The sequence below is a fragment of the Komagataeibacter intermedius TF2 genome, assembly GCF_000964425.1.
In the GTDB taxonomy this organism is placed as follows: Bacteria; Pseudomonadota; Alphaproteobacteria; order Acetobacterales; family Acetobacteraceae; genus Komagataeibacter; species Komagataeibacter intermedius.
This window is the reverse complement of the sequence record NZ_BANF01000359.1, coordinates 1-432: the sequence shown is the minus strand read 5'-3', so window position 1 is coordinate 432 and position 432 is coordinate 1. Positions and strand designations below refer to the sequence as shown.

Below are 432 nucleotides of genomic sequence, written 5' to 3'. Positions count from 1 at the left end.
GGATCTGGAAAACCGGCGACGGTTGCAGGAACCCGGCTTTCATCGGGAATGAAACATGACGGCACGCGAACCAAAGACCGCGGCGAAAGAGACCGTAAAGGCGCAACCGACCCTCATGATGGCAATCGGGCGCCAGAGGGTCGGAAAAACGACATTCCTCAAGGTCCTCACGGAACTGACCCAGCAGCAGGGAGGCCACCCGGAAATCTGGAACACGGATTCACTCAACAAGTCCAATACTATCGCCTCTATGGGTGATTACGTCTTGGAACCTGCGACCGTAACCGCCAAGGGACAAGCGGCCTGGTTGGAACAGAGGATCGAGCAGCTGGTGGAAACCCAGAACGACGCCATTCTTGACATCGGCGGCGGCTGGACGGCGGTTCACGAACTGGTAAAGGCCTCCCCGCTCGTTGCACAGCTTGAGGAACT

1 pseudogene is annotated in these 432 nt (G+C 57.9%); it reads left to right on the top strand.

Annotation, left to right across the window (positions count from 1 at the left end):
* Nucleotides 1–55: 55 nt before the first annotated feature.
* Nucleotides 56–432 (top strand): annotated as a pseudogene (locus B7449_RS17535) (FAD-binding oxidoreductase); the annotation flags it as partial.